This is a genomic window from Brachybacterium sp. GCM10030268, assembly GCF_042666305.1.
GTDB lineage: Bacteria > Actinomycetota > Actinomycetes > Actinomycetales > Dermabacteraceae > Brachybacterium.
Map to the genome: position 1 here is coordinate 104,677 of NZ_JBHTCW010000011.1, position 19,787 is coordinate 124,463.

At 70.0% G+C, this 19,787-nt stretch carries 19 protein-coding genes and 1 pseudogene; 12 read left to right on the forward strand and 8 right to left on the reverse strand.

All coding sequences use genetic code 11. The annotated features are described in order from the left end of the window. Positions 1-12 precede the first annotated feature (12 nt). Positions 13-678 carry a hypothetical protein gene (locus ACFQRD_RS14240; protein WP_377793258.1) on the reverse strand — a complete coding sequence of 222 codons (666 nt, stop codon included), beginning with the start codon at positions 676-678 and terminating at the stop codon, positions 13-15. 238 nt (positions 679-916) lie between these two features. Between ACFQRD_RS14240 and ACFQRD_RS14245 the strand changes: the two genes are divergently transcribed. Both ACFQRD_RS14245 and ACFQRD_RS14250 read left to right on the forward strand, forming a co-directional pair. After that, a complete protein-coding gene (locus tag ACFQRD_RS14245) occupies positions 917-1,549 on the forward strand; it encodes a TetR/AcrR family transcriptional regulator (RefSeq protein ID WP_377804607.1) in 633 nt (210 codons plus the stop codon). Positions 1,550-1,663: 114 nt separating this feature from the next. Next, entirely contained in the window at positions 1,664-3,163 is a 1,500-nt protein-coding gene (locus ACFQRD_RS14250; RefSeq protein WP_377804609.1) for an MDR family MFS transporter, read from the forward strand. Between the two features lie 69 nt (positions 3,164-3,232). Here the strand turns inward: ACFQRD_RS14250 and ACFQRD_RS14255 are convergent. Both ACFQRD_RS14255 and ACFQRD_RS14260 read right to left on the reverse strand, forming a co-directional pair. Next, a pseudogene (locus ACFQRD_RS14255) lies at positions 3,233-4,779 on the reverse strand (BCCT family transporter). Positions 4,780-4,790: 11 nt separating this feature from the next. Further along, positions 4,791-5,786: a helix-turn-helix transcriptional regulator gene (locus ACFQRD_RS14260; protein WP_377804611.1), complete on the reverse strand. Its 996-nt coding sequence runs from the start codon at positions 5,784-5,786 to the stop codon at positions 4,791-4,793. Between the two features lie 62 nt (positions 5,787-5,848). On the opposite strand from ACFQRD_RS14260, the gene ACFQRD_RS14265 reads away from it, so the two are divergent. Then, positions 5,849-8,086: an ATP-binding cassette domain-containing protein gene (locus ACFQRD_RS14265; protein ID WP_377804613.1), complete on the forward strand. Its 2,238-nt coding sequence runs from the start codon at positions 5,849-5,851 to the stop codon at positions 8,084-8,086. A gap of 7 nt (positions 8,087-8,093) precedes the next feature. Here the strand turns inward: ACFQRD_RS14265 and ACFQRD_RS14270 are convergent, their stop codons facing one another. Further along, positions 8,094-8,576: a MarR family winged helix-turn-helix transcriptional regulator gene (locus tag ACFQRD_RS14270; protein ID WP_377793253.1), complete on the reverse strand. Its 483-nt coding sequence runs from the start codon at positions 8,574-8,576 to the stop codon at positions 8,094-8,096. 142 nt (positions 8,577-8,718) lie between these two features. Here ACFQRD_RS14270 and ACFQRD_RS14275 point away from each other — a divergent pair, with 142 nt between their 5' ends. The 6 genes from ACFQRD_RS14275 (at position 8,719) to arfB (ending at position 13,079) form a co-directional block, all read left to right on the forward strand. Continuing rightward, complete coding sequence (locus ACFQRD_RS14275; RefSeq protein ID WP_377804615.1) at positions 8,719-9,816, forward strand: alkene reductase; 1,098 nt, start codon at positions 8,719-8,721, stop codon at positions 9,814-9,816. An 80-nt stretch (positions 9,817-9,896) separates the two neighbouring features. Further along, entirely contained in the window at positions 9,897-10,190 is a 294-nt protein-coding gene (locus ACFQRD_RS14280; protein WP_377793251.1) for a DUF1905 domain-containing protein, read from the forward strand. A gap of 122 nt (positions 10,191-10,312) precedes the next feature. Then, positions 10,313-11,137, forward strand: a complete 825-nt coding sequence (locus ACFQRD_RS14285; RefSeq protein WP_377804617.1) for a DUF3152 domain-containing protein — start codon at positions 10,313-10,315, stop codon at positions 11,135-11,137. 141 nt (positions 11,138-11,278) lie between these two features. Then, positions 11,279-11,854 (forward strand): 1-acyl-sn-glycerol-3-phosphate acyltransferase, encoded by a 576-nt coding sequence (locus tag ACFQRD_RS14290; protein ID WP_377793249.1) that lies wholly within the window; start codon positions 11,279-11,281, stop codon positions 11,852-11,854. Between the two features lie 62 nt (positions 11,855-11,916). After that, positions 11,917-12,600 (forward strand): hypothetical protein, encoded by a 684-nt coding sequence (locus tag ACFQRD_RS14295; RefSeq protein WP_377793248.1) that lies wholly within the window; start codon positions 11,917-11,919, stop codon positions 12,598-12,600. A 38-nt stretch (positions 12,601-12,638) separates the two neighbouring features. Then, entirely contained in the window at positions 12,639-13,079 is a 441-nt protein-coding gene (gene arfB, locus ACFQRD_RS14300; protein ID WP_377793247.1) for an alternative ribosome rescue aminoacyl-tRNA hydrolase ArfB, read from the forward strand. Positions 13,080-13,192: 113 nt separating this feature from the next. On the opposite strand, the gene ACFQRD_RS14305 is transcribed toward arfB, so the two are convergent. Then, positions 13,193-14,200, reverse strand: a complete 1,008-nt coding sequence (locus ACFQRD_RS14305; protein ID WP_377019438.1) for a helix-turn-helix transcriptional regulator — start codon at positions 14,198-14,200, stop codon at positions 13,193-13,195. Between the two features lie 101 nt (positions 14,201-14,301). Between ACFQRD_RS14305 and ACFQRD_RS14310 the strand changes: the two genes are divergently transcribed. Further along, the gene (locus tag ACFQRD_RS14310; RefSeq protein ID WP_377019439.1) at positions 14,302-14,697 is read left to right on the forward strand and encodes a VOC family protein; all 396 of its coding nucleotides are present in this window, start codon (positions 14,302-14,304) and stop codon (positions 14,695-14,697) included. Between the two features lie 73 nt (positions 14,698-14,770). Here the strand turns inward: ACFQRD_RS14310 and ACFQRD_RS14315 are convergent, their stop codons facing one another. Further along, positions 14,771-15,250 (reverse strand): GAF domain-containing protein, encoded by a 480-nt coding sequence (locus ACFQRD_RS14315; protein ID WP_377019440.1) that lies wholly within the window; start codon positions 15,248-15,250, stop codon positions 14,771-14,773. A gap of 326 nt (positions 15,251-15,576) precedes the next feature. Here ACFQRD_RS14315 and ACFQRD_RS14320 point away from each other — a divergent pair, with 326 nt between their 5' ends. Further along, entirely contained in the window at positions 15,577-15,987 is a 411-nt protein-coding gene (locus tag ACFQRD_RS14320; protein ID WP_377019442.1) for a hypothetical protein, read from the forward strand. 65 nt (positions 15,988-16,052) lie between these two features. On the opposite strand, the gene ACFQRD_RS14325 is transcribed toward ACFQRD_RS14320, so the two are convergent. Together ACFQRD_RS14325 and ACFQRD_RS14330 are read right to left on the reverse strand one after the other, a co-directional pair. Next, positions 16,053-17,204, reverse strand: coding sequence for a low temperature requirement protein A (locus tag ACFQRD_RS14325; RefSeq protein WP_377804619.1), 1,152 nt, complete (start codon positions 17,202-17,204; stop codon positions 16,053-16,055). 110 nt (positions 17,205-17,314) lie between these two features. Continuing rightward, complete coding sequence (locus ACFQRD_RS14330; protein ID WP_377019445.1) at positions 17,315-18,862, reverse strand: MFS transporter; 1,548 nt, start codon at positions 18,860-18,862, stop codon at positions 17,315-17,317. Between the two features lie 85 nt (positions 18,863-18,947). On the opposite strand from ACFQRD_RS14330, the gene ACFQRD_RS14335 reads away from it, so the two are divergent. After that, the gene (locus ACFQRD_RS14335; RefSeq protein WP_377019446.1) at positions 18,948-19,640 is read left to right on the forward strand and encodes a TetR/AcrR family transcriptional regulator; all 693 of its coding nucleotides are present in this window, start codon (positions 18,948-18,950) and stop codon (positions 19,638-19,640) included. Positions 19,641-19,787: the final 147 nt, after the last annotated feature.

Sequence of the window (19,787 nt, forward strand, 5' to 3'; positions counted from 1 at the left end):
CGGGTCGGAGGGTCAGACTACGGCGGCTTCCGAGCGCGGGCTCGAGTCCGTCCGACCGCGGCGCGGCCGCCAGGTGAGGCCGAGGCCGATCAGGGCGAGCGCGAACGGGAGTGCTGCGAATCGATGCAGCTCATGCGGCAGGAACGAGGTCGCCAGCGGAACCAGCGCGCCGAGCCCGATGAGCACGGCCACCCAGCGCGGCTGGACCCGGGAGCGCCACAGGCCGACGCCGAAGAGCACGCCTCCGCCCATGAACAGCACACCGGAGAGCGGCCCCAGTGCCGTGAGTGCCCCGAGATCCCCGGTGACCTCCCCGCCTCCGGCGAGTGCGATGAAGTCGATGGTGATGCCGGGAGCCTCCTCCGCGGTGACGGGAAGCACGAGGGCCTCGACGAACATGACCATCGCGGTCAGGAGATAGAAGGCGGCCAGCAGCAGGAATCCGGCCAGGCCCGGTACGCCGGACCGGCGGGCCTGACGGAGATAGGCGCCGCTGACACCGGCGAGCCCGAGAATCGCCATGGCCAGGGTCAGCGCGGCCACGAGGGCCCAGGCCGGCGTGGTGACGCTGGCCAGCTCATCGGGCGGATGGATGAACTGGATCGCGGCGAACAGAGTGCCGGCGGCGACGGCCGCGATCGCCGCGGCCGCCTGAAGGGCGAGAGGTTCGATACGCATGGCATGCTCCCGATCAGAGGTGTACTGCGTACACCTCGAGCGTAGGTGTACACCGTACACCAGTCAAGGGTCGAGCACGGCCTGAGGGGCGTTCAGCTGCGGGCACGGCCCGGCGCCCGCCGACCCCTCGCACGCGGCCGCACCGCCGCCGTCCCGAACCCCGACGCGATGAGGCGCACACACGACGAACCTTGCATGCCGTGCAAACTTGCACGTACTGTAAAAATCAATGAGGAACTTGGACGCAGCACAGGAAGCCGTGGGACGGCGCGAGCAGAAGAAGCTCGAGACCCGTCAGGCGCTCAAGGACAGCGCCCTGGATCTCGCGCTCGAGTACGGGATCGAGGCGCTGACGGTCGAAGCGATCAGCGCGACCGTCATGGTGGCTCCGCGGACGTTCTTCAACTACTTCGCCCGCAAGGAGGATGCCCTGGTCGCCGAACCGGCGGTGCCCGTGGAGGAGATCCAGCGGATGCTGCTGGAGCGCCCCTCCGAGGAGTCGCCGCTGCAGGCGCTGCGCGTCGTGCTCGCCCAGTGCGACTTCTTCGGGACGAACCACATGGGTCGCCGACGGGCGCTGGCGCGCAAGAAGCTGGTCCAGGAGCACCCGCCCCTGATGGCCCGCCAGCTCACGCACTACGCCTGGGTCGAACGAGCCCTTGCCGAGGCCCTCGCCGAGAGGCTCGGGACCGACCCCGGGCCCGACCTCCGCCCGGACCTGCTCGCGGCGATCGCCGTCAGCACGCTGCGGGTGGCGATGCGCCGCTGGAGCACCGACGGGGAGCAGAGCCTGGAACGCCAGATCGACAAAGGCTTCGCGCTCCTCGAACAGGGCGATCTGCTGGGAGCACAGCCCTCCCCCGCCCATTGAGCACCCAGCCCGCGGACGACGGACGACGGACGACGGACGACGGACGACGACACACCCTGCACCATCCCGGCCGGCGCACGAACCGACCGCACCAGACCTGGAGGAGACCTTCGCGTGACCACTGAGACAGAGAAGAGCAGCAGGCCGGCCCCGCCAGGGACGGGCACGGACACCGGATCCGCGACGCCGAGCACGGTCAACCGCAACGCCGTCCTGGCGGTGCTGGTCTCCGGCGCGTTCGTCGTCATCCTGAACCAGACGCTGCTGAATACCGCGCTACCGGCGTTCATGCGCGACTTCGGCATCACCGCGGTCTCCGCACAGTGGGTGACCACGACGTTCATGCTGGTCAACGGGATCATGATCCCGGTCACCGCGTTCCTGGTCCAGAAGTACACGACCCGCACCCTGTTCTTCGCCGCGATGGGCCTGTTCACCGTGGGCACCCTGCTGTGCGCCGTGGCGCCGGCCTTCGGCATCCTGCTGGTGGGTCGCGTGATCCAGGCGGCCGGCGGCGGCATCATCATGCCGCTGATGCAGAACATCCTGTTCGTCGTCTTCCCGATCGAGAAGCGCGGCACGGCGATGGGGACCTTCGGCCTGGTGATCGCCTTCGCCCCGGCGATCGGCCCGAGCCTGTCCGGCTGGATCGTCGATCATCTGCCCTGGCAGACCCTGTTCCTGATGATGCTGCCCATCGCCGTCATCGACATGATCGTCGCCCACTTCATCCTCAAGAACGTCACCGAGCGCACCTTCCCGACCCTCGACGTGCTCTCGGTCATCCTGTCCACGGTCGGATTCGGTGGACTGCTGTTCGGCCTCGGCAACGCCGGCAACACCAGCTGGACCAGCCCCGAGGCGATCGTGCCGCTGGCCGTCGGCGCCCTCGCCCTGGCGTGGTTCATCCGGCGCCAGCTGCGCCTGGACGAGCCGCTCCTCGAGTTCCGGGTGCTGCGCTACCGCATCTTCACCCTCGGCACCGCGCTGGGCATGATCGTGTTCATCGCGATGATCGGCGGCATGCTGCTGATCCCGCTGTTCATGCAGAACATGGCCGGGCACTCAGCGGTCTCCTCCGGCCTCGTGCTCCTGCCCGGCGCCGTCGTGATGGGACTGATGTCCCCGGTCACCGGGCGCATCTTCGACCGGTTCGGGGCGAAGTGGCTCGCCATCCCCGGCTTCTCGCTGGTTGCGGTCTCCACGTTCATGCTCGCCACGCTGACCCCGGAGACCACGTTCGCCTACATCGCGATCGTCAACAGCGTGCGCATGCTGGGCACGGCCATGGTGATCATGCCGGTCACCACGGCGGCACTGAACCAGCTCCCCCCGCACCTCATCCCGCACGGCACAGCACTGAACAACACGCTGCGACAGATCGCCGCCTCGGTGGGCACCGCAGTGCTGGTGACCGTGATGTCCGCGGCGGCGCGCGATCCCGAGAAGTACGGCATGGCCGGCGCGGTCCACGGCGTCAATGTCGCCTTCATCGTGGCCGGAGTGGTCGCCGCCCTCGGCATCGTCGGCGCATTCTTCCTCCGGGATGCGCGCTCGCGCAGGTCCGAGGCCGGCCCGTCGTCCCCCGCGGAGGCGGAGCCCGCTGCGAGCTGAAGGCGGCCGAGCGCACCACAGCTGATCCGTCGGGCCCGTCGCGGGGCGGAGGGCCCGACGGCGCCGCGCTCACGAGCGCGACACTGCCCCCGGCTGCGATCCGTCGGGCCGCCTCCGGTCACGCCACAGCATCATGACCAGGGAGATCCCGAGGCCGAGCAGGATCAGCGTGAAGGGCACCGCGGCGATGACCGCGGCGCTGCGCAGATCGTCCTGCCCTCCGCTGAGCAGCAGCACCGCGGCGAAGGCCGCCCCGAACGACCACATCAGGCGCACCGGTCGCGGCGGCTTCAGCCCGCCCCCGGTGGTGGTGCTGCCGAGCATGAACGAGGCCGAGTCCGCTGAGGTGATGAACAGCAGCGCCAGGACCGGGACCAGCAGCGCGAGAACGAATCCCGTCAGCGGCAGCGTGTCGAACACCGCGAACGTTGCCACAGACTTCGCCTGCCCGGCGATGCCGGAGACCGAGACGGCGCCGCTGAGCTCCCGCTCGAGGGAGGTGCCTCCGAAGACCGAGAACCACACCACGCTGATCAGGCTGGGGGCCAGCACGACGCCGACGACGATGCCGCGGATGGTGCGACCCCGCGAGATGCGCGCGATGAACGTGCCGACGAACGGCGCCCATCCGATCCACCACGCCCAGAAGAAGTAGATCCACTCCCCCGTCCACGAGCTGCCCGCCCCGCCCTCGGTCGCCAGGCTCATCCCGCCGAACCCGCGCGCATAGTCCGCGACGCCGGTGCTCAGCGTCGACAGGATCGCGGCGGTGGGACCGCTGAGGAGCACGAGCACGAGGAGCACGCCGCACAGGCGGCGTTGGCGAGGCTCAGCCATCGGATCCCACGCCCGAGCCCTGTCATGGACGAGATGGTCGCGAACGTCATCAGTGCGGCGATGATCAGGATCTTCACCCCGTAGGAGTCGGCCACACCGAACCGGTCGGCGAGGCCGGCGTTGAGTTCACCGGTGCCGAGCCCCAGGGACGTGGCGACGCCGAACAGGATCGCGAGCACGGCGAGAGTGTCGATCACGTGCCCCGCCCAGCCGTCGGCGAGCCGCCCCAGCAGCGGGCGCAAGGCGGAGCTGACCAGCATGCCGCTGCCGCGGTTGAAGCCCGCGTACCCGATGGCGATCGCGACGGCCGCGTAGATTCCCCACGCGTGCGGGCCCCAGAACAGGAACGCGTAGCGCATCCCCGCGCGGGCGGCCTCCCTCGAGCCAGGCTCGGCGGTGCCGTGCGGCGGCTCGGCGAGGTGGATGAGCGGCTCGGCCGCTCCCCAGAACAGGAAGCTGAGCCCCACCCCCGCGCTGACGAGCATCGCGATCCAGGACACCGCGCCGAACTCCGGCTCCGCCTCCGGCCCGCCCAGCCGCACCCGCCCGACGGGCAGGAACGCGAGGACGACGACGAAGGTCAGCAGCAGCGTCACGGTCACCGGGTACACGGGCCCGAAGGTGCCGACCACGACCCCGCGAATCGCTGCCAGAGAGTCGGAGAGCGCGACCGGCAGCAGCATCCCGACGATCACGAAGGCGACCGACAGGGTCAGCGAGGCGTAGAAGACGGGCCCGAGGCGTCCTCGAGCCGTGGTATCGGGGTCCGATGCGCTCATCCTCGGGGAGTCTATTCCGGGCCGCGGAACCCGGGATGCCCCGTGTCCCGGAGCAGCGTGCCGGCGACGCGACGGATCTGCTCGGCCCAATCCCGAGGTTCATGGACCACGACGGGGCGGTCCAGGTGGCTGAGCTGGAGCAGCAGCCATCGCCAGCTCTCGCTGTGGAGCACCACGCGCGTGTATCCGTGCTGAGCGGAATGCAGCTCCAGGGCCTCGTAGGGCAGCGCTGCCGCGACCTCGGCAGGTGACGCCTCGACGGTCAGCACCACCCTGGTGCGGTCACGGTTGGCCCCTGCCTGCACCTGATCCAGCGCAGTACCGGTCGGGAGGGAGCGCGGCTCGAAGGTCTGCGTGCGCTGACGGAGCGCGCGGAGACGATCGAGGCGGAAGATGCGCCAGTCCTGCTTGTCCTGGTCCCAGGCCACGAGATACCAGCGCAGGAGATGGTGGACCTGCCGGTGCGGTTCGACGCGCCGACGACTCGGCGGCTCCGAGGCTCCGGCGTCACCCGCCCGCCGATACTCGAACTCGACCACGCGGCGGTCGCGGATAGCCGTCGCGAGGGCAGAGATGTCAGCTATCCCGGCATCGACCGTCGGCAACGAATCGGCCTCCAGGCTCGTGCGCAGCGACGTCACCATCGGAGTCAGCCGGGAGGGCAGGATCTGCTCGAGCTTGCCATAGGCACGAGAGGCCGCCTCGCGGATGCTCCCCGGCTCGCCCGGACTGCCCGCGGAGGACGCCGCGAGACCGAGCAGGATCGCTACTGCCTCGTCGTCCTCCAGCATCACAGGCGGCATCGCCCGCCCTGCCGCGAGGCGATAGTGCCCACCGGGACCGGGGCGGGTTCGCACCGGGTACCCGTAACCGCGCAGCCGGTCCACGTCGCGCCGGACGGTGCGCTCGCTGACCCCCAGACTGCCGGCCAGGCCGGCGCAGGAGTACTCCCTGCCGGTCTGCAGCAGGGTCAGCAGGTCGAGCATCCGCCGGGTCACATCGGGCACGCCGCGATCCTCGCACGGAATGCGGCCAGGATCCGGCCGCATCTGGCTCTACCGTTGACCTCATGCGCGAGCACATGATCCGGATCCGGGATGCACGCACCAACAATCTCGACCACCTCGATCTGACCATCGGGCGTCATCAGCTGGTGGTGTTCGCCGGGATCTCCGGGTCCGGGAAATCGTCACTGGTCTTCGACACGATCGCCGCAGAAGCGGGCGCCGAACTGAACGAGACGTTGCCGCCGTTCGCCCGCAACCGCCTGCCGAAGTGGACCCGACCGGAGGTCGGCTCCATCGACGGACTGTCGCCGGTGATCGTCATCGACCAGCGACGCCTGGGCGGCAACGCTCGTTCCACGGTCGGGACCGTCACCGACACCTGGACATATCTGCGGCTGCTGTTCTCCCGACTGAGCACACCATTCGTCGGCGAGTCCAACTGCTTCTCCTTCAACGACCGCTCGGGCATGTGCCCGCGCTGCGATGGGCTGGGCGAGGTGCTCTCACCGGCGGTCGATCGCGTCCTCGATCTGGATCGCAGCCTCTCCGAGGGGGCGATCCGGCTGCCCGGTTTCGGCGAGGGCGGCTACTGGTACGCGCAGTATGCCGATATCGGCACGTTCGACGCGGAGGCGCCGCTGAGGGAATGGACGCAGCGCGAGCGCGACGCCCTGCTGTACGGCGGGCAGCATGCCGCCGCGCTCGGGACCAGGCCCCCGTCGGACTACGAGGGTGTCCTCGAGCGCTTCGAGCGCATCTACCTCCGCACCTCCGACGAGCCCTCCGAGCGCAAGCGCCGCACGATCGAGGAGTTCACACACGCAGCGACGTGCCCCGAGTGCGAGGGCGAACGACTGCACGAGGCGGCGCGCATCGCCACCGTCCGGGGACTCACGATCGGGCAGATGAGCCGCCTGGAGATCCCCGAGCTGCGCGACGTGCTCCGCGGGATCGATGCGCCCGGGGTCGGGTCCGCCGTGCAGGCGCTGCGTGAACGACTCCAGGCAATGATCACGGTGGGATTGGGCTATCTGCACCTCGCGCGCGCCACCACCACGCTCTCCGGCGGGGAGTCCCAGCGCATCAAGGCGGTCAAGCACCTGGGCTCGAGCCTGATCGAGATGCTCTACGTGGTCGACGAACCCACCGTCGGCCTGCATCCGAGCGACGTCGCCGACATGGCGGAACTGCTGCAGCAGCTGCGCGACCGGGGCAACACGGTGCTGGTGGTCGAGCACGATCCGGCACTGATGGCGATGGCCGACGAGATCGTCGAGATCGGGCCCGGTGCCGGCGAACAGGGCGGGCGGCTCGTGTTCCAGGGCAGCTTCGAGCAGCTGCGCGAGGCCGACACCCCCACAGGACATGCCCTGGCCGCTCAGCGGCCCACGGTGCAGACCCCGCGGGTACCTCGGGACTGGGTCCGCGTCGAGAGCGCCCGGCGGAACAACCTCCAGGATGTGACCGAGCGGATCCCCACCGGCGTCATGACGGTTCTGACCGGCGTGGCAGGATCGGGCAAGTCCAGCCTCGCGACCGAACTCGTCGACCAGCATCCGGCGATCGTCGTGGACCAACGCCCCGTGGCCGCGAACAGACGTTCCACGCCGATCACCTATACCGGCATCGCGACTGCGATCAGAAAGCTGTTCGCGCGTGAGACCGGAGCCCCGGAAGGCCTGTTCAGCGCGAACTCCACCGGCGGATGCCCCGAGTGCGACGGGCTCGGCGTGCTGTACACGGACCTCGCCTTCATGGACGGCCAGGAGACCGTGTGCCCGGCATGCCACGGCACCAGATTCACCGCTGAGGCGCTCTCGCACACTCTCGACGGGCTCACGATCTCCGACATCGAGCATCTGAGCATCACCGAGGCGCTCGAGCGTCTCCAGGACCGCTCCATCCGTTCGAAGCTGCAGCATCTTGATCGCGTGGGCCTGGGGTATCTGAGGCTAGGCCAGTCCCTGAACACCCTCTCCGGCGGCGAGGCACAGCGGGTGAAGATCGCCAAGGAGCTGCGGGATGCCGACGCCCCGAGCATCTACGTGCTCGATGAGCCGACGACGGGTCTGCATCTGCGGGACATCACCACGCTGCTGTCCGTCCTCGACGAGTTGATCGATCACGGCCACACCGTCGTGGTCATCGAGCACAACCTCGATGTCATCCGCCGGGCGGACTGGGTCATTGATCTGGGGCCGGGTCCCGGTCGCCATGGCGGGACGGTGCTGTTCACCGGCCCCGTGAGCGGCCTGCCGGAGACGGCGACCGGGAGGGCGCTGCGGGAAGCGGACAGCTGAGCGGGTCCTAGCGAGATCGCTTCGAACGCGCCTCGGTACTGGCCCGCATGTGTTCGCGCACCCGGGGCAGCACCGCGTCGAGGGCCTCGAGCTCCTCGGGGCTCAGCTCGTCGAGGAACAGTTCGCGCGCGATCGCGATATGGCCGGGCATCACCGTCGCCACCGCGTCGCGCCCCGCCTCGGTGATCTGCACCAGCGTCGACCGCTGGTCCCTCGGGTGCGGAGACCGCGCGATCAACCCGGACTTCTCCAGCAGCCCCGCCTGGTGGGTGAGACCGCTGCGGCTGTGGACGAGCTGATCGGCCAGCGCCGTCATCGTCATCTCTCCCCCGGCATCGACCAGGGTCGCGAGCATCTCGAACTGCACGTACCCCAGCCCGGCATCGACCTTGAGCTGCTGCTCGACCTGGTAGCGCAGCAGGGTCGCGGACTCCATCAGGGCGAAGTACACCCCGAGCTCGCGGGGGGAGATCTGTCGGTCCTCAGCCATCAGCCCATTGTCCTCGAACGTCGCTGTCGCTGCTCGACACCATGCCCATTGCTTCGATCTCGAAGCACTGCTATGGTCATATTACTTCGATGTCGAAGCATTGGCTTGCGCGACACGTCGCCCGACCGAGAGGAACTCCCTGATGTCCATCGCTTTCGAACCACTCACCCTGGGATCTATCGAGCTTCACAGCCGCATCGCCATGTCCCCCATGACTCGCAGCCGCGCCTACGGGCCCGGCGCCACCGTCACGTCCCTGAACGCCGAGTACTACCGCCAGCGGGCCTCCGCAGGAATGATCGTCACCGAGGGCATCCAGCCCTCGGAGGTGGGCCAGGGATACCCGGACACCCCGGGACTGCACACCGTCGAGCAGGTCGAGGCATGGAAATCGGTCACGTCGGCCGTGCACGCCGAGGGCGGGCGCATCGTCGCCCAGCTCATGCACACCGGCCGCATCGGCCATCCGCTGCTGACCCCCGGCCGCCTGCAGCCGGTCGCGCCGTCGGCCGTGCGGGCCGAGGGATACGTCCACACCAGCGAGGGGAAGAAGGACCTCGCCGCGCCCCGTGAGCTGAGCGAGGAGGAGATCGAGCAGACGATTGGCGACTTCGTGCGGGCGGCGCGTCACGCGGTGGACGCCGGCTTCGACGGGGTCGAACTGCACGGCGCCAACGGGTACCTGATCCACCAGTTCCTCGCGCCGAACACCAATCGGCGTCAGGACCGCTGGGGCGGCTCCCTGGAGGGCCGCACCCGCTTCGGCCTGCTCGTGGCCCGCGAGGTCGCCGGCGAGATCGGCGCAGACCGCGTCGGCTTCCGCATCTCCCCCGGCAATCCGCTGAACGGGATCGAGGAGACCGATGTCGAGGACGTGCGCCGCGTCTACGAGCACCTCGTACGCGGCCTCGCCGACCTGGATCTGGCGTACCTGCACCTGCTCGAGGATCGCCAGCGGGCCTTCACCCACCAAGTCAGGTCGCTGTGGCCGTCGACGCTCGTGCTGAACCCGTTCACGGGGGCGGAGCCCACGGGTCCGAAGCAGCTCGCGCTCCTCGAGGACGGCACGGCCGACGTCCTCACCTTCGGACGGATGTTCCTGGCGAACCCGGACCTGCCGGCCCGTCTGGCCGTCGGTGGACCGTTCAACGAGCCCCACCCCACGAGGTTCTACAGCGGGGACGAGCGCGGATACACCGATTATCCGGCGCTCGCCGGCTCCGCCGCAGCGGTCGGCTGAGCCCGGCCACGTGTCGTCCCGCATGGCACGGCGCGACCCCACCGGTGCGGTGGGGTCGCGCCGCCGCTACTCTCAGAGCCATGGAGTGGGAGTTCACGGCAGAGCTGATCCCGTGGCGGGGCCCGGCCCCGTACGTCTTCGCGCCCTTGCCGGCAGACATCTCTCACGACGTGAGAGACGCCGCTCGTGGGTTCATGTACTGGGGTCAGGTCCCCGTCGTCGCCACGATCGGGGACACCGAGTTCGATACCGCGATGTGGCCCAAGGACGGGCGGTTCCTGCTGCCCATCAAGGTCGCGGTCCAGCGTGCCGAACAGATCGATGTCGGCGATGCCATCACCGCCACGGTGTTGCTGCGCGAGGAGAGGGCCTGACTGCGGCGTCCCGACGGGCGCCGGTCCCGGCTCTCCATCAGGTCGATCACAGAGTTCGGCAGTTGTCGTTCCCGGTGTGGCGTGCCTGCCTGTTCGCTCGGACGAGCCCGTATCGTTGATGCGTGCCCAGGACATCAACGGCCCGTTCCCGGATCGTCCTCACCCGGCGCGGGCGCCTGCTCCGGTCGGGGATCGTCGCCGCCGCGGTGCTGGTCACGGGCGTGGCGCTGGTCCTCAGCATCACGCCGTTCGCCCCGCCGGAGAACTCCTCGCCGGCACCGGGCCCGAGTGACCAGAGCCCCGCGGCCCCCAGCGAGACCGAGACCCCGTCGGCCGTCGCCGAGGCCGCAACGCCGACGTCGACGTCGACCGACGAACCGGACGCGCGGGACGAGGAGATCGTGCAGTCCGGCACCGTCGGCGACGGCACCTGGACCACGGCGCAACCGGTCACCAGCGCCGAGCCGACATCGGAGACGGTCCACACCTATGCGCTGCGCGTCGAGAACGGGATCGGTATCGACGCCGAGGAGACGGCACGAACGATCGCGGAGATCCTCGGGGACGACCGCGGCTGGCAGAGCACCGAGGACGTCCACTTCCAGCAGATCTCCGACCCCGGCCAGGCGGACTTCACGATCTCCCTCGCCTCGCCGCCCACGGTCGATCAGATGTGCCTGCCGGCGAGGACCAACGGGCTCTGGAGCTGCCGGATCGGTGAGGATGTCGCGCTGAACTCGGATCGCTGGACGCACATGACGCCGACGTACGACGACCTCGATGAGTATCGCGCGTACCTGGTCAATCACGAAGTGGGGCATTTCCTCGGCCATCAGCACGTCTCGTGCGGCGGGGACGGACTCGCGGCGCCGGTGATGCTGCAGCAGAGCATCGACCTCCAGGGCTGTCGACCCAATGCCTGGCCGACGGCGGATGGAGAGGCCTGACGCCGCTGCTCCGTCGCTGTCAGCCTCGCCGAACGGCTCCTCCCGGTCCTGCCTCTCCCGGTCCGGCTCCTCCCGGTCCTGCCCCTGCCTCACAGAGGGCCCCGTGCCGGGATCCTCACCCCCGTGCTCTAGATTGAGCGCATGCTCCGCCACCTCGCCGCCCGCGCGTTCTGGTCGATCAGCCGCTGGAGGTTGGTGACCGAGCCCAAGCCTGATCGTCCCACCGTGCTGGTCGGCGCCCCGCACACCTCCAACTGGGACTTCGTGTTCATGCTCGCCATCGCCTGGCGGCTCGGGATCCGGCTGCACTGGCTGGGCAAACACAGCCTGTTCACCACCTGGCGGGGCCCGATCATGCGCGCACTCGGCGGGATCCCGGTGGATCGCGAGGATGCCGGTCGGGTGGTCGACGACGTGGTTCGGCGTTCACGTGCGGGCGAGACCTTCGGCCTGGTCGTCACCCCCGACGGCACCCGCGGAGAGCACACGCATTGGAAGTCCGGCTTCTACCGCATCGCCCGCGGGGCCGGAATTCCGGTCACTCTCGGATTCGTCGACCGCACCACGATGACCACCGGACTCGGACCGACGTTCGAGCTGACCGGCAACGTCGCCGAGGACATGGATCGCATCCGCGCCTTCTACGCCGACAAGGCCGGCCACTCCCCCGAGCGACGCGTCGAGCCCCGGCTGCGCGAGGAGGACAGCCTGGACTAGGTTCCGTCGCCGCGCGGTTATTCGCTGTGCCGCGGCGGCCCCGGGCCGCTATGGTCACCGCCATGGACACCGCGGTGCGGGCCGCGACCGGCGCGGTCACGCTCGACTCCACGCACACCGATGTGGAGCGGGCACTGCGCAGTGCCGGATGGGCGCGGTGCGGCGCCGGTGACTGGGCGATCGCGCTCGCCTCCCCGGACGGTGACGTCGTCGCGCGACTCAGCCCCTTCGATCCCGTCGGCCCCTATACGGCGCGGCTGTACCGCGCGGCCGCCCCGACGGGGCGTGTACCGCAGCTGTTCGCGCACCGCCGGCTGGCCGGGGGCGGTGATCTCCAGCTGATGGAGCGCCTGAGCGCGGTGTCCGTCCCGGAGGCGCAGGAATTCTTGGCCCGTCTCGAGGCGCCCGAGCCGGAGCTCGCGGAGCTCGCGGCTCTGGTGGTCGAGATCCACCTCGAGGCCCGGCGCGATCTCCCATGGTGCGGCCCCCTCGATGAGAACCCGTCCAACATCATGCGCAATCGGACAGGGCGGCTCGTCCTGGCGGACCCCTACTACGCGGACGGACCGGATCTGTACGCCACCGCGGAGCGCGATCCCGATCTGCTGGTGGCCCGCATCCCCGAGACGGAGCGGCGCTTCCTGGTCGATATCCCGCTCACGGAGTCCGGCCCGTGGGCCGATGCCGATCGGCAGGCGCTGCGGGAGAAGCTGCGCCGCGCCGACGCGCGTGAGCGAGCACGCTGAGCTCTGCACATCCCCTCGCGACCGGGCACACTCGAGGCATGGACGATCTGTACGTGCCTCCGGGCCCCGGCGCGCCCCGCGGTCTACGGATCCCGGCGGCGGACCTGACCGAGCAGTTCTCCCGCTCCTCCGGGCCGGGCGGCCAGGGCGTGAACACCACAGATTCCCGCGTCCAGCTCAGCCTCGATCTCGCGACCACGACGGCGCTCAGCGATACCCAGCGCGAACGGGCCATGGACCGGCTCGCTGCGCGGCTCTCGGGAACGACGCTCACGATCAGCGCCGAGGAGAACCGCGCACAGCGCCGGAATCGCACCGCCGCCCGGGAACGCCTGGCTGCGCTCCTGCGCGAGTCCCTGGTCCCACCGGTGGCACGCCGATCGACACGGCCGACGAAGGGATCTCAGCGTCGCCGACTGGAAGGAAAACGCCGCCGCGCGCAGATCAAACGGAACCGCGGACGGCCCGGGACCGAGTGAGTTCTCGCCGGGCACGCACCGGCCCTGGGCCCCGCGACGGTGCACGAGAACCATGCCTGCCACCTCTCGTCGCGCTCACCGCTCTCCGCCGAGCTCATGACTCCGCGTCGCGCTCACTCCGCCTCGTCGCCGGCGGCGCGCAGCAGTCGGGCGGCCGCGACGCGCGCGAGGTCGCGCAGCTCCTCCGGCTCCTCGATGAGCACGGGGCATCCGAGCGCAGCGATCACCCCGGGCAGCCAATCCAGGTGCTGAGCCCGGATCTCGGCCCGGGACCACGGCTCATCCCCCGGATCGTTCTTCTCGTCATCCCCGTCGCACGGCTGGAGCTGGGCCACGGAGTCCGGGAGGTGTGCGCGGATGTGGTCGCGGGAGGCGCGGAGGCGGAGGCGCACCAGCCAGCGATAGTCCGCGGCGGCGAACCCGTCGACCAGGCGGCGTGCCGCATCGCGTGGTGAGGGCGCCACGAAGGTGCCCGGCACTGCGCGCGCCGTGCGGACGCGGTCGAGGCGGAACGTGCGCTCCTCGCCTCGGGCGACATCGAGGGCGACGAGGTACCAGCGCCCGGCGCGGGCGACGAGATCGTAAGGATGGACCGTGCGCAGCGAGGGTTCTCCGTCGGCGTTGCGGTAGCGCATCTGGAGCGGCTGGCGCTCGCTGATCGCGTCGGCGAGCGCCAGCAGGATGCTGCCGTCGGGAGCGTCGCCGTCAGCCCCCTCTCGCGGTGACGGGGCGTCGGCGAACACGGCGGTGGCCATCAGCTGGTCGAGCCGGCGCACCGACGCCGCGGGCAGGACGCGCCGGAACTTCGCCAGCGCGGTCTGGGCGTCGATGTCGGGTGCTCCGGTCGAGGACTGTGCCCGCAGGAGGCCGAGGATCACGGCGACGGCTTCGTCGTCATCGAGGATGACCGGCGGCATGCGGGAGCCAGCGGCCAGGCGATACCCGCCGTAGCGCCCCCGCACCGCGTCGATCTCGATGCCCATCTCCGCGAGGTGGGCGACATAGCGGCGCACCGTGCGCTCGTCGACCTCCAGAAGCTCGGCCAGCTCCCCGACAGTGCGTATCTGGGCGGACTGGAGCAGCTCGAGCAACCGGAGCATTCGCGCGGAAGGGCCTGGCATGCTCCAAGTCTCTCTCAATACCGGGCAATTTCTGACCGGAAGCTCCCATAGCGTCGAGACCACAGCCCGTGCCCGGGCCGCTCACGATCAGGAGTTCACTCATGCAGCTTGCCGCCACCCGCATCATCACCGACGACGTCGACCGTCTCGTGGCCTTCTACGAGCAGATCACCGAGGTCGCCGCGACCCGCCTCCATCCTCTGTTCGCCGAGCTGCGGACAGACACCGGCACTCTCGCCATCGCCAGCTCCCAGACCGCCCCGCTGCTGGCCGGTGCGGTCCGCGCCGGCGCGAATCACTCGGTCACCTTCGATCTCCTCGTCGCGGACGTGGAGGCGGCCTATGCCCGGTTGCAGGGCATCGTCGCGACGTTCGTGCAGGAGCCGACGACCATGCCGTGGGGCAACCGGTCCCTGCTGTTCCATGATCCCGACGGGAACCTGGTCAACGTTTTCTCGCCAGTGGGCACGCAGGCGCAGGAGCGTATCGGGCAGTGACCCGGTGCCCGTTCCCCACGCCCCCAGTCGCCGGTTACCTGTTGCGGCGGCTCGACGACCTGTGAGCCGGCGTCTACAGCGCAGCTGTCGCCTCGAAAGCCGCTGCCGACCGTATGCGCTGCCAGTTCCGGCCACCGCGGGCGAAGGTGGTGACGACGGCTGCGGGCACACTGCGGGGATCGATCGGCTCGTCACGCCAGTTGCACGCGCGCACGTGAACCAGATCGGCGGCCACGGCGGCCTGCCGCTCGTCGTACCGCCAGGGGCCGGCTATCGGCCCGAGCCAGTAGTGGCCCTCGGCATCGCGGGTCCACACGAAGGCACCCTCGGGTGCTTCCGCGAATCGCTCGAGGCGGCGCGCGAGCCGCTCGTCGTGCTCAGCGGCTGCAGCAGTGATCGCCTCGTCCAGCGAGCTGGGCGGACGCTGCAGGACTCCGCCCATGCCGCAGACTCCCTCGCGCAGGGCTCGCGCGACGCCCGACCCGTCCGGCACGTCATCGTCCCGGGAGCGCATGGGTGCGCGGAAAAGCGCGACCTCGCCGGAGCCCGCCATGCGCCCTCCCTCCTGGCCTGTGCTGCGGCATCGGACCATTCAAGCCCCGACGGTATAAGCCCGGAAGACAGACGGCCCAGAACTGGACGGCCGCCGCGTGAGCCGGCGTGCCCTGCTCACGCAGGTCCGATTACGCTGACGGCCGTGACCGACCTGCATCCGGACGAGGCCCCCGGCGCCCAGCCGGCCACTCGGTTCATCGCACGCATTCTGGCACGCGTCGAAAGCGAGAGGGCCTGAGGCCATGGAGATCGACAACCTGGAGCGGCGGGTCGATGACCTCCTGACCGTCGCACGCTCTCTCGTCACCCCGTGATGAGCACCGCGTGAACGACGTCGCGCTCCCTGTCGTGCTGACCCTGCCACTGCTGCTCGCTGCGATCGTCGCGGTCATCGGCGGGATCCGCGCCGAGCGGCGACGGGCTGGCCCGGCTGCCGTGCTCGTCTCCCACCCCGCGGCCGGTCGTGCCGGACGCCTGACGCGCGCGGGCCTGTATGCGCTGGCGGGTGCGGAGGCGCTGGTGATCGCCATCTCCGGCGGCGCGGCCGCGATCGGGACCCAGATGTGGCCGATGTTCATCATGACGGCGATCGGTGGGTACATCGCTCTGCATGCGGGGTGGGCAGCCGCGTGGACCTGGCGTCCGCGGGCGCGTCTGGCCGTCGGCGACGAGCGCCTGCGCGGCTTCTGGGACGGCCTGCTCCTCCCCGCCGAGCACTCGGACCCCGAGGCCTGAGCGCCGACGGCCGGACCCGCACACCCGCGCGGGCCCGATATCGGTGGAGCGCTGCGCCCCGCCGCTTACGCCGCCCGGGTCCGCGTCGTGTAGGCGGTGTGCGCGGCGAGCGCGCCCGTCACGGCCAGCACCGCGACGCTGAAGAGGACCACCGGCAGCTGCTCGGCCAGGGGCAGGGCGACGACGGTGATCGCCACCAGCACACCCGCTGCGAAGAACCGCGACCGGGCGAGGCGCCCGAAACGGGACCGCAGGAACAGCAGGTTGCCGGCGAGGTAGACCAGCGGTCCCGCGGTCGTCACCAGCACGGCCCCTGATGTGAGGTGCTCGTGGGCGAGACGCAGCTCGATGGAGACCGCGACCAGGATCGCGCCGAGGACCATCAGGGCGTGCGCGTAGGCGTAGGCCGAGCGCAGGGCACCGGTGGAGGCGTCCCCGCCGCTGGTCTCGGGGCCGGCGAGTGCGAAGTAGTTCCACCACAGCACGAACAGGGAGGCGAACCCGACGAGCGCGCTGAGGGCGAGGCTCGCGGTGAAGTGACCGTGGTCGACGATGGTCCCGCCCATGAGCAGGATCGACTCGCCGAGGGCGATGATGAACACCAGGCGGTTGCGCTCGGCCAGATGCTCGGCGTCGGTGTCCCACAAGTGCATCGGGGCCGCTCCGACGCCGGGGATGCGGAACTGGGCCAGCGGTGCGGCATAGTCGATCAGAACCGCCACCAGCCACAGCAGGAGCCGCCACTCAGCCGGCAGGGCCGCTCCCGCGACCCAGAAGATGCCGGCCAGCAGGGTCCACAGCAGCAGCATGCGGTAGTTGGCCGCGAGCTGCTGGCCCCGGTGGGCGAGCATCATGAACACCGGGCGCAGGATGCCCATGAACAGATAGCAGCCGACGAACAGCCAGGCGCCGTCGCCGAATGCCGTGGGGATGGCGATGGACATGCCCAGCGCGCCGAGCATGAGCACCCCGGAGAACAGCTGCACGATCGTGCGGGTCGGGTCGAGCCAGTTCATGGCCCACGCCGTGTAGTTCCACCCCCACCACACGGCGGCGAAGACGACGACGGTCTCCGCCGCGCCTTCCCAGGAGAGATGCTCGATCAGCAGGTGGGAGAGCTGGATGATCGCGAAGACATAGACCAGGTCGAAGAACAGCTCGACCGGGCCGACCTCGGATCGGCGGTGCTCGGCGCGAGCCAGGGACGGGGCGTTCATGGCGGGGACCTCATCGATCACGGGGGCGGGCGACGGCTCATTATCCGGGCGGGCGGCGCAACCGTCGAACCGGCGCCGGATCGGACCACGCCCGAGCCGGCGCTGCCTGGTCACTCCGCGACGGGTGATGCCATGCGCCGGGGTGGTCCGCCGCGGTGCAGCAGCACCGGACAGACCACGGCGGCTCCCGCAAGAATCACGCCGCCCACGAGGGCGGCCACCGCGAGGCCGTCGACGAAGGATTCCCGTGCCTGCTCGGCGAGGTGACCGGCAGCGGTCGCCGGCAGATGCCCAGCCATCTCGAGCGCCGCGCCGAGGCTGGAGGTCACCACGTCCGCGGTGCCCGCCGGCACGTCGGCCGGGATCGCGTCGGTCAGTCGTGAGCGATAGATCGCTGTGCCGACGGATCCGAGCACGGCGATCCCCAGCGCGGCGCCGAGCTCTGCGGCGGTCTCGGTCAGCGCCGAGGCCGCCCCGGAGCGGCTCGGTGGGACGGACCCGACGACGACGTCCGTGGCCAGGGTCATCATCGGGGCGATCCCGGCCCCGATCAACGCCGAGGCGACGACGGCGAGAGGGAGTCCGTCGTCGGCCGGTACGCGACTGAAGGCGATCATGCCGGCCGCGGCCAGAGCGGCTCCGGCTCCGAACACGACCGGGTAGCCGACCCGTCGCACGAGCACCGAAGCGAGTACGGACATCGAAGCGACCCCGACCATGACGGGCAGGAGCGCCAGGCCCGCGGGCAGCGGCGAGAGGCCGACCACCAGCTGCAGATACTGCGCGTTGTAGAGCATGACGCCGACGAGGGAGAACATGGCCAGCCCGGCTCCGAGGACGGCGCCCGAGAATCGCGGGCCCCGGAACAGCGCCATGTCGACCAGCGGATCGCTCAACCGCCTCTGGCGCGCGATGAACACCGTGGCCGCGACCGCGGCGAAGGCTAGCGCACCGAGGACTGCGGACGAGACCCGCAGGTCTTCGGCGATGATCTTGATCGCCCACACGAACGGGATGATCCCGGCGAACGAGAGCATGACGCTGGCGAAGTCGAGCCGCGGAGATGCATGGTTGCGGTGCTCCGGGACCAGAACGCGGGCGGCGACCAGCAGGACGAGAATGACGGGGACGTTGATCAGGAAGACCGAGCCCCACCAGAACTCCTCAAGCAGGAACCCGCCGACGATCGGCCCGAGCGCGATGCCGGCGGACAGGCTCGCGGTCCAGATCCCGATGGCCCGGGTGCGCTCGGCCGGGTCGGTGAACAGGTTCCGGATCAGCGAGAGCGTGGAGGGCATCAGGGTGGCTCCGCCGATCCCCATCAGGGCGCGGGCGAGGATCAGCAGCTCGGGCGACGGCGAGAACGCCGCGAGGGCGGAGGCGAGTGCGAACACGGATGCGCCGATCATCAGCAGTCGCCGTCGGCCGATCCGATCCCCCAGGTTGCCCATGACGATCAGCAGCCCGGCGAGCAGGAAGCCGTAGGCGTCCAGGATCCACAGCGTCTGGCTCGAACTGGGCTGCAGCTCTCGCGTGATGGAGGGGATCGCGATGTGCAGGATCGTGATGTCCATCGAGGTGAGGATGACGGGCAGGGTCAGCACGGCCAGGGCGAGCCACCGGGAGCTGGACCCGACGGCCGAAGGTGGTGTGTTCATAGCGAAGTCCCTCCGTTGCGTATCTCGCACGCACTGTAGCGTACGAGATACGCACACGCTAGGCTCACCCTCGGAGGTGTCCTTGATGAGTCCCCGCGTCGGCCGCTCCGGCCCGCTCACGCGCGACAGGATCGTCACGGCGGCGATCGAGGTCGCCGATGAGCTCGGTCTGGAAGCCATGACGATGAAACGGGTCGCACTGCATCTCGGTGCGGGCGTGATGTCGCTGTACCGGCACGTCGCCGACAAGGACGAGCTGATCACCGCGATGGTCGAGGACGTCACCGCCGACACCTCCTATCGCGAGCGAGCCGCAGCGAACTGGCGGGAGGCGATGCACGCGCTGGCACGCCATGACCTGGACGCCTTCCTCCGCCACCCCTGGATGCTCACCGCGACGGCGACCCCCGCTCCCCCGTTCGGCCTCTCCTCCCTGACGACCATGGAGTGGGCACTGTCCGCTCTCGACGAGCTGGGGCTGCCCACGCTGTCGGCGGGACGGGCGATCCTGACGATCAACAACTACGTCCACGGCAGCGCCCGCGTCGCGCTCGGCGCCGCGCAGCACTCCCCGGATGACTCCGACCCCGCGTCGGACGACCCGGGTCGCAACTGGCAGCAGCGCCTGGCCGGCGTCGACCTCGACGCGCTTCCCCGCCTCCGGGCCCTCATCACCGATGAGCTTCCGCCGGATGAGCGGGACTGGTTCGCCGACGGCCTCGACGTCATCCTCGATGGCATCGCCGCCGGTGCGGATACTGCCGAGCGCCGAGCCTGAGGGGCGTCAGGTGTCGCCGGCCGCGAAGCATCCGGGTTTCCTCCATCAGACCTGAGTTGATGCATTTGCTTAGTGTCCCGGTTGCCCGGTGATCTGCTCGATGATCGTGGCGGCGTCCTCGGGGATCTGGGGCGGGATCAGTTGGGT

Excerpts from the sequence above, each read along its gene's own strand:
- ACFQRD_RS14240 (WP_377793258.1), bottom strand. The coding sequence starts at position 678 with ATGCGTATCGAACCTCTCGCCCTTCAGGCGGCCGCGGCGATCGCGGCC.
- ACFQRD_RS14265 (WP_377804613.1), top strand. The coding sequence starts at position 5,849 with ATGCGCGAGCACATGATCCGGATCCGGGATGCACGCACCAACAATCTC.
- ACFQRD_RS14270 (WP_377793253.1), bottom strand. The coding sequence starts at position 8,576 with ATGGCTGAGGACCGACAGATCTCCCCCCGCGAGCTCGGGGTGTACTTC.
- ACFQRD_RS14275 (WP_377804615.1), top strand. The coding sequence starts at position 8,719 with ATGTCCATCGCTTTCGAACCACTCACCCTGGGATCTATCGAGCTTCAC.
- ACFQRD_RS14280 (WP_377793251.1), top strand. The coding sequence starts at position 9,897 with ATGGAGTGGGAGTTCACGGCAGAGCTGATCCCGTGGCGGGGCCCGGCC.
- ACFQRD_RS14290 (WP_377793249.1), top strand. The coding sequence starts at position 11,279 with ATGCTCCGCCACCTCGCCGCCCGCGCGTTCTGGTCGATCAGCCGCTGG.
- ACFQRD_RS14295 (WP_377793248.1), top strand. The coding sequence starts at position 11,917 with ATGGACACCGCGGTGCGGGCCGCGACCGGCGCGGTCACGCTCGACTCC.
- arfB (WP_377793247.1), top strand. The coding sequence starts at position 12,639 with ATGGACGATCTGTACGTGCCTCCGGGCCCCGGCGCGCCCCGCGGTCTA.
- ACFQRD_RS14305 (WP_377019438.1), bottom strand. The coding sequence starts at position 14,200 with ATGCCAGGCCCTTCCGCGCGAATGCTCCGGTTGCTCGAGCTGCTCCAG.
- ACFQRD_RS14310 (WP_377019439.1), top strand. The coding sequence starts at position 14,302 with ATGCAGCTTGCCGCCACCCGCATCATCACCGACGACGTCGACCGTCTC.
- ACFQRD_RS14315 (WP_377019440.1), bottom strand. The coding sequence starts at position 15,250 with ATGGCGGGCTCCGGCGAGGTCGCGCTTTTCCGCGCACCCATGCGCTCC.
- ACFQRD_RS14325 (WP_377804619.1), bottom strand. The coding sequence starts at position 17,204 with ATGAACGCCCCGTCCCTGGCTCGCGCCGAGCACCGCCGATCCGAGGTC.
- ACFQRD_RS14330 (WP_377019445.1), bottom strand. The coding sequence starts at position 18,862 with ATGAACACACCACCTTCGGCCGTCGGGTCCAGCTCCCGGTGGCTCGCC.
- ACFQRD_RS14335 (WP_377019446.1), top strand. The coding sequence starts at position 18,948 with ATGAGTCCCCGCGTCGGCCGCTCCGGCCCGCTCACGCGCGACAGGATC.